The organism is Lentihominibacter hominis, from assembly GCF_014385065.1.
In the GTDB taxonomy this organism is placed as follows: Bacteria; Bacillota; Clostridia; order Peptostreptococcales; family Anaerovoracaceae; genus Lentihominibacter; species Lentihominibacter hominis.
Genome location: NZ_JACRTA010000003.1, coordinates 505,079 through 511,124 on the forward strand (window position 1 = coordinate 505,079; position 6,046 = coordinate 511,124).

Sequence of the window (6,046 nt, forward strand, 5' to 3'; positions counted from 1 at the left end):
TACCTGATTATTTTATACGTCCTATAACCTGTCTTAGTCTTTTAAAATCCATAGGTCTGTTTATTTCATCAAGGGTTCTTTCATTAGTAGACTGAACACCTATTTCCAACTGGATCTGTCCCGGTCTCATACTTTCAAGCAAACTAAGCTCATCATCTGTCAGGATATCACCGGCAATTTCAAAATGAAAATTAGTTATTGCATTATCATGTTCTCTGAGGAAATCCCATATCTCCGTTGAATGCCTGTGATCACAATTGAATGTCCTGTCTATGAATTTGACCTGAGGAACTTTGTTTTTAAGAAAATGCCCCAGCTCTTTCTTAACAAGTTTCAGATCCCTGAAACGCAAAGATTTTTCCACTGACGAAAGACAGTAACTGCACCTGAAAGGACAGCCCCTACTGCTTTCATAATATATTATTCTGTTGCTGAAATCGCTGAGATTCTCGTAGGGGAACGGCACATCGCTCAGATTGATAGGGGCTTTACCCTCGCAACTTATTATCTCTCCTTCATCATTTCTGAAAACTATTCCTTCAAGATCCGCCAAATCCTTATCAAGTTTATCGCATTCTGTTTCTCGTCCATATACTTTAGCCAATCTGTAAAAAGTTTCTTCCCCCTCGCCGCATATTACCCCTTTTACTGCCGGCATTGAATCCAAAACATTCTCTGCATCAAAAGAAACTTCCGGACCTCCTATCCAAAGATGCTTTAAAGGCATTATCTTCCTTATATCGAAAGTCAGTTCCTCTATCTCTCTTTTATTCCATATATAACAGGACAACAAAATAAGATCCGGCTCTCTCCTGTATATATCAGATAAAATCTTTCCCATGGGCTGATTTATAGTATACTCAGCGATCTCTATTTCAGGTATCTCAAAGCATGTTCTGTCATATTTCATCTTTTTTGCTGCATAGGATGCCAAACTATGCACGGCCAGATTGGAATGTATATATTTAGCGTTTACCGCGATCAGCAGTATTCTCATTTTATATCACCTTTTAAAAATTCTATCGCCTCATTCAAAACTTTCTGAGGCGCTCCCGGAACAGAGAGTCTATGATCTCCTCCATCTACAGTTACCAACTCTATTCCGTATTTTTCCGCAAAAGCAGCAGCTCTTGCATAGGCGATATCCTCATCGTTGCTTCCATGTATCATTTTAAGTGACACAGCTTCCGCTTCAAAATATTCCATCAGATTGTGGCGCCTCAAATCTTCGATCAATTCTCGCGTCACTTTCAAATTCCTAAAACTGTCATTTATCACGAAATATCCATTTTTTTCAAGCTCTGATTTTTCCTGATCTGTAAGCTCCAAAAAGTATTCTGACATATTAACAGCTGCGCTTCTTAAAAAAGCTCTCACATGTCTGAGCTCATCATTCACAATGTATATTAAAGTTATATAAGCACCGAAACTTGATCCGAAATAACAGATCTCAGCTTTAGGACAAATCTTTCTCGTATATCTTTCAATATCTCTCAGATCTCTTACACAGTTGTCTACAGACAAAAAATCTCCATCTACGACGCTCTCACCATGAGCAGGAAAATCAAAAGCTATTATACCCATACCAACATCGGGGAATTTATCCATGAGCATATTTATAGTAGGACTCGCCTTACTGCTGGCAAATCCATGAACTGCAATCACTACCTTTCTGTCGTCAGCCTTTATTCTTGACACATATGGAATATCATAAAGACCTTCTCTTTTTATATATCCACTTATCATTTTGTATCCTCCCGTTTCCTGCTTTTTATATATTTTTATGATATCATACAGTACCGATTCTTTCCATACACAAAAACATTGCACAGTCTATTGCCGTTGAATATAATGAAATATGAAATTATAGGAGATACAAATATGGAAATAACAAAAGAAGATAAAATACTTTTAGCATCTGCTGAAGATAAATTCCGACAATGCCTGAATCAATATCGTATAACTTACACTAATTTTCTGGATCTCCATCAAAGATCGCTGATGGATGCTTTAATTAAAAATTTAGCGCAGGAAAGCAGTGATATCCGCTGTGTTTTCTATGGCGGATATGAAGATGCCGAACGTACTCTTGCCCTTTTTCTCCCTGATTATGCAAATGAAAAAGACATTCCTATCTCTGTTATACGCATAAAGGCTTCAGAAGGCGGACGCAAACTTACTCATCGTGACTATCTTGGCTCACTTACAGGTCTCGGCCTGAAACGTGAAATGGTAGGTGATATATTGGTTACGGAAACCGGAGCCGATATAATCGTCATGGACGATGTCAAAGATTTTATACTCATGAATTACAATCAAGCAGGTAAAGCGACTCTCACTTCTGAGATACTTCCAATATCCCAGCTTTACATACCTGAAGCAAAAACCCAATTCATAAAAGATACCGTAGCATCACTTCGGCTGGATAACCTTATTTCATCAGCATTTCAGATGTCAAGATCCAAAGCCGCTGAAGCCATACGCTCCGGCATAGTATTCATAAACAATATCCAAACTGAAAAAACAAATGCAAAAGTAAATGAAGGCGATAAGCTGGTTCTTAGGGGAAAAGGCAAGGCATATCTTCGTGAAGTAGGCGGACAAACCAGAAAAGACAGGATATTCATAACATTGGAGCGATATATATGATACAAATAAAATGGAGCTTTCGAACAACTGTCCAAAAACTCCATTTTTTACAACATATTAGATAATCTTTTTAGATTATCATATATTACCTGTCCACGCTTGCTTTTTCCTATTTCTGAGGCTTTCTCCTGTAAAACAAATTAAAGATCAAACGATGGATTTATCGCATAGAAATTCGTACTGTTGAGATTATCCTGAACATTTCTCAAAGTTTCACCGAAACGCTGAAAATGGACGACTTCACGTTCTCTCAGATACCGTATGGGATCTATCACATCAGGATCATCCACCATCCTCAGAATATTATCATACGTGGTCCTTGCCTTCTGTTCGGCAGCCATATCTTCCACAAGATCCGTAATAGCGTCTCCCTTCACGGCAAAAGACAGAGCATCAAAAGGAAACCCTGCTGCAGCCTGAGGATACACACCTGCTGTGTGATCCACAAAATAAGTTTCAAAACCGGCTGCCTTTATCTGCTCCATCGTCATACCTTTCGTAAGCTGATGAATTATAGCACTTACCATTTCCAGATGGGCCAGTTCTTCAGTTCCCACATCAGTCAGTGTAGCTTTTGCCTCATTATAAGGCATAGAATACCGCTGCGACAGATAGCGCTGCGATGCAGCAAGTTCTCCGTCAGGACCTCCCACCTGGCTTATGATAAATTTAGCCATGGCAGGGTTTGGATTCTTTATATTAACCGGATACTCCAGTCTTTTCTCATACGTCCACATAAACTATTCCTCTCCTTCCCATGGCCACGGCCCGTCAAGCCATGACCAGCCATTCCCTGCAGTATCAATGCCATCATAACTCAAAGGACCATACCTGTCCTCATACTCTTTTCTGACTCTGAGATATTCCATTCGTACCCGAGCATACATAGCCAGCGCATTCTGACAGTCCGGCTGATTATCAAGATACAGTGCAAGTTCAATCATTGCAAAATTAAACTGCTGTATCTGTCTCAGCAAATCATTTTTGGAAGTCATCTGCGATCACCCCCACTGAAAGAAAGATCAAGACTCGGAAAAATAGTTCCCCGTCTTAGACCATTAGTCAAATCATAAAGATTTTCCCATGGCTGCATAGGTGTATAAGTCATTCCCACAGGAAATCTATTGTAATCCCATCCGTTTTCTCCGCAGCCTCCGGGCTGACGCCCAGAATCTTCGCAATATAATGAACATCTTTCATTAGATGTGTTGTTACAATTCAAAACAAAAATCTCCTTTCACATTAGTATCTTTTATAATATGACAAGAAATTTATTTCGTGCATCTGCCTGTTACTTTAAAATACTAAAGAGTATAATCCCTCCCTTTTCTTCAAAACCGGTATCCCAAAGCTCTCTGAGAGACAGCCAGTAACTTTTTCCGTAAGTAGCCGCCTTTATATAAAACCCATCTTCACGTATCTCATAACCTATAACAAGAAACCAGTGCCATTCAAAAAAATCAAACTTTTTATTATAGTGCTTAAGCATTAGATACGGCACCGGAATTCCGACATCTATCTTTTCTTTTATAGCTTCTTCTGCTGTTTCATAAAGTTCACTTCCCTCTATCCCGGAAACAGTAATGGTATCTTCTCCTATATCTTCAAGATAAATCTTTACTCCTTGTATATATGTATCAATATCTTTTATTCCTGATTGTCTGGGCTGAAGATAAGGTCTCACAGACATACCGAATTTTCTATATTGATGTTTCGTCATAGAATCCCCTTTATAAGGGCAAAGATGTGGTTTCTCTTTATAAAGAGAAAAGTATATCAAAGCATCGCACGTAGTCAGTGCCGCACACCCACCTACATGCATCCACGGATCCATCATCCATCTTTGATTTCCACCGTATGATTTCCCTATATTAAAATATTGCAGTTCCTTCTTTTCACTCATTCTTCATCCCTCTTTAAATTCATATATTCTTATCTTATCAACTACAGCAAATATAATAACAGCTCCTGCTACAGTTATGGCAGAACTTATAAGGAGAAGCGATTCTACCGATGATACATCAAGTATCCTTCCTCCCAATATACATCCAAGCACATTTCCGGCAGTTATGGCTGTTGTAAATACAGCCTGCCCTCTAACTGCTTCTTCTTTTGACATTATATTATCTATAAAACCCACCATGGCAGGAAACATTAGTCCATATCCAAGTATTTGGTTTATCTGAGCAATATATATCAATATCATTGAATCTGCTATATACATCATAATTATCTTCACTGAAAAAAATACAGCAGACAGCTTCAAAAGGAAAGTATAAGAAAAAAAACCTCTTATCCTGTCAAAAAATAACATAGCAGGCATTTCAAGCATAGCCATAACAAAAATAATTATTCCAAGCTGTTTAGTATCTCCTCCTATATTTTCTAAAATTTGTATGGTAAAATTTTCTAATATAACATTTCCAAAAAATAAAGCAACTACACCGGCGCTCAAAATGACAAATCTAATATTGCCAGTCATAAATTCTTTGAAATCTATGGTTCTATCAGAGATATTTACTTCATCTTTAATATTTGTATGCTTATTCCAAACATTATTTTCATTACATACCTTTTTATAACAGCGATCAGTCATTATAACGAAGCCTTCCATCAAAAACAGTATCACAAGTCCGGAGAAAGGTATCACATCCACTCCGAAACCAGTGACAAAGTATCCCATGACAAGCCCCAAAACTGCGGCGCTTAAAGAGCCCATACTTCTGCCTATCCCAAAGCTTATATGATATCCGCTTTCTTCCAATGTGAAACTTACAGAATTAATAAAAGGATGCAGCGCCGTATGAAAGACTATAAGAGCTGTATAAAATATTGTAAGCATCAAAGATCTGTGTCCGATCACCAATACTGATAAAGTCAGAATAAATAAAAAAGCAACAAGTATCTTTATCACCAATATGTTATTCAGACGTCTCGATTTATCAGTGGCATCAGCAAGAACACTTTGAAAAAATACAGCTATAATATTGCCGGCCGCAATGACAACTCCTATAGAAGTATTGGAATATCCTTTGCCTAACATATACACTGATACGAAAAGACCTGCCACAACATAAAAAGCCCAGTACATACCTTGTATTAAAGCGTAATCCAAATTCAGCAACACTTTTCTGCTCATATTCCATCTTCCTCCGAAGTCATTATAATATATTAAATATACCATTTCTTTACAAATACCACAATCAAAAAAGGAGTGATCGCACCGTAAGACGATGCGATCTTCTCCTTTTATTATATCATATATTCAAAGTTAACTAATTAAAGAGGCTTAACTTCAGTCTCAAGAGTGATGTCCAGTTTAGCAGCATATGCAAGATACTTGTCGCATTCTTCATATGTCAGCATATCTGATGAAAGAAGTCCTGTCTGATCATAA

8 protein-coding genes are annotated in these 6,046 nt (G+C 37.8%); 1 reads left to right on the forward strand and 7 read right to left on the reverse strand.

The window, feature by feature from the left end:
• Positions 1 to 7: 7 nt before the first annotated feature.
• Together H8692_RS10970 and H8692_RS10455 are read right to left on the reverse strand one after the other, a co-directional pair.
• On the reverse strand, positions 8 to 997 hold the full coding sequence (locus H8692_RS10970; protein WP_346727793.1) for a B12-binding domain-containing radical SAM protein: 990 nt from the start codon (positions 995 to 997) through the stop codon (positions 8 to 10).
• Positions 994 to 1,746, reverse strand: coding sequence for an alpha/beta hydrolase family protein (locus tag H8692_RS10455; protein ID WP_187525658.1), 753 nt, complete (start codon positions 1,744 to 1,746; stop codon positions 994 to 996). The genes H8692_RS10970 and H8692_RS10455 overlap by 4 nt, the downstream gene beginning before the upstream one ends.
• 135 nt (positions 1,747 to 1,881) lie before the next feature.
• On the opposite strand from H8692_RS10455, the gene H8692_RS10460 reads away from it, so the two are divergent.
• Complete coding sequence (locus tag H8692_RS10460; protein ID WP_187525659.1) at positions 1,882 to 2,649, forward strand: YlmH family RNA-binding protein; 768 nt, start codon at positions 1,882 to 1,884, stop codon at positions 2,647 to 2,649.
• 140 nt (positions 2,650 to 2,789) lie between these two features.
• Here H8692_RS10460 and H8692_RS10465 read toward each other — a convergent pair whose 3' ends face one another.
• The 5 genes from H8692_RS10465 to H8692_RS10485 form a co-directional block, all read right to left on the reverse strand.
• Entirely contained in the window at positions 2,790 to 3,386 is a 597-nt protein-coding gene (locus H8692_RS10465) for a manganese catalase family protein (protein WP_187525660.1), read from the reverse strand.
• A gap of 3 nt (positions 3,387 to 3,389) precedes the next feature.
• Complete coding sequence (locus H8692_RS10470; RefSeq protein WP_187525661.1) at positions 3,390 to 3,644, reverse strand: spore coat protein CotJB; 255 nt, start codon at positions 3,642 to 3,644, stop codon at positions 3,390 to 3,392.
• Positions 3,641 to 3,871 carry a spore coat associated protein CotJA gene (locus tag H8692_RS10820; protein WP_243206969.1) on the reverse strand — a complete coding sequence of 77 codons (231 nt, stop codon included), beginning with the start codon at positions 3,869 to 3,871 and terminating at the stop codon, positions 3,641 to 3,643. Before H8692_RS10820 ends, H8692_RS10470 begins: the two co-directional genes overlap by 4 nt.
• Positions 3,872 to 3,940: 69 nt before the next feature.
• Positions 3,941 to 4,552 carry a hypothetical protein gene (locus tag H8692_RS10480; RefSeq protein ID WP_177267621.1) on the reverse strand — a complete coding sequence of 204 codons (612 nt, stop codon included), beginning with the start codon at positions 4,550 to 4,552 and terminating at the stop codon, positions 3,941 to 3,943.
• A gap of 3 nt (positions 4,553 to 4,555) precedes the next feature.
• The gene (locus H8692_RS10485) at positions 4,556 to 5,788 is read right to left on the reverse strand and encodes an MFS transporter (protein WP_177267622.1); all 1,233 of its coding nucleotides are present in this window, start codon (positions 5,786 to 5,788) and stop codon (positions 4,556 to 4,558) included.
• Positions 5,789 to 6,046 lie beyond the last annotated feature (258 nt).

What these genes read in the sequence shown, in the direction of transcription:
- H8692_RS10970 (WP_346727793.1), bottom strand. Translation starts at nt 997, where the DNA reads ATGAGAATACTGCTGATCGCGGTAAACGCTAAATATATACATTCCAAT.
- H8692_RS10455 (WP_187525658.1), bottom strand. Translation starts at nt 1,746, where the DNA reads ATGATAAGTGGATATATAAAAAGAGAAGGTCTTTATGATATTCCATAT.
- H8692_RS10460 (WP_187525659.1), top strand. Translation starts at nt 1,882, where the DNA reads ATGGAAATAACAAAAGAAGATAAAATACTTTTAGCATCTGCTGAAGAT.
- H8692_RS10465 (WP_187525660.1), bottom strand. Translation starts at nt 3,386, where the DNA reads ATGTGGACGTATGAGAAAAGACTGGAGTATCCGGTTAATATAAAGAAT.
- H8692_RS10470 (WP_187525661.1), bottom strand. Translation starts at nt 3,644, where the DNA reads ATGACTTCCAAAAATGATTTGCTGAGACAGATACAGCAGTTTAATTTT.
- H8692_RS10480 (WP_177267621.1), bottom strand. Translation starts at nt 4,552, where the DNA reads ATGAGTGAAAAGAAGGAACTGCAATATTTTAATATAGGGAAATCATAC.
- H8692_RS10485 (WP_177267622.1), bottom strand. Translation starts at nt 5,788, where the DNA reads ATGAGCAGAAAAGTGTTGCTGAATTTGGATTACGCTTTAATACAAGGT.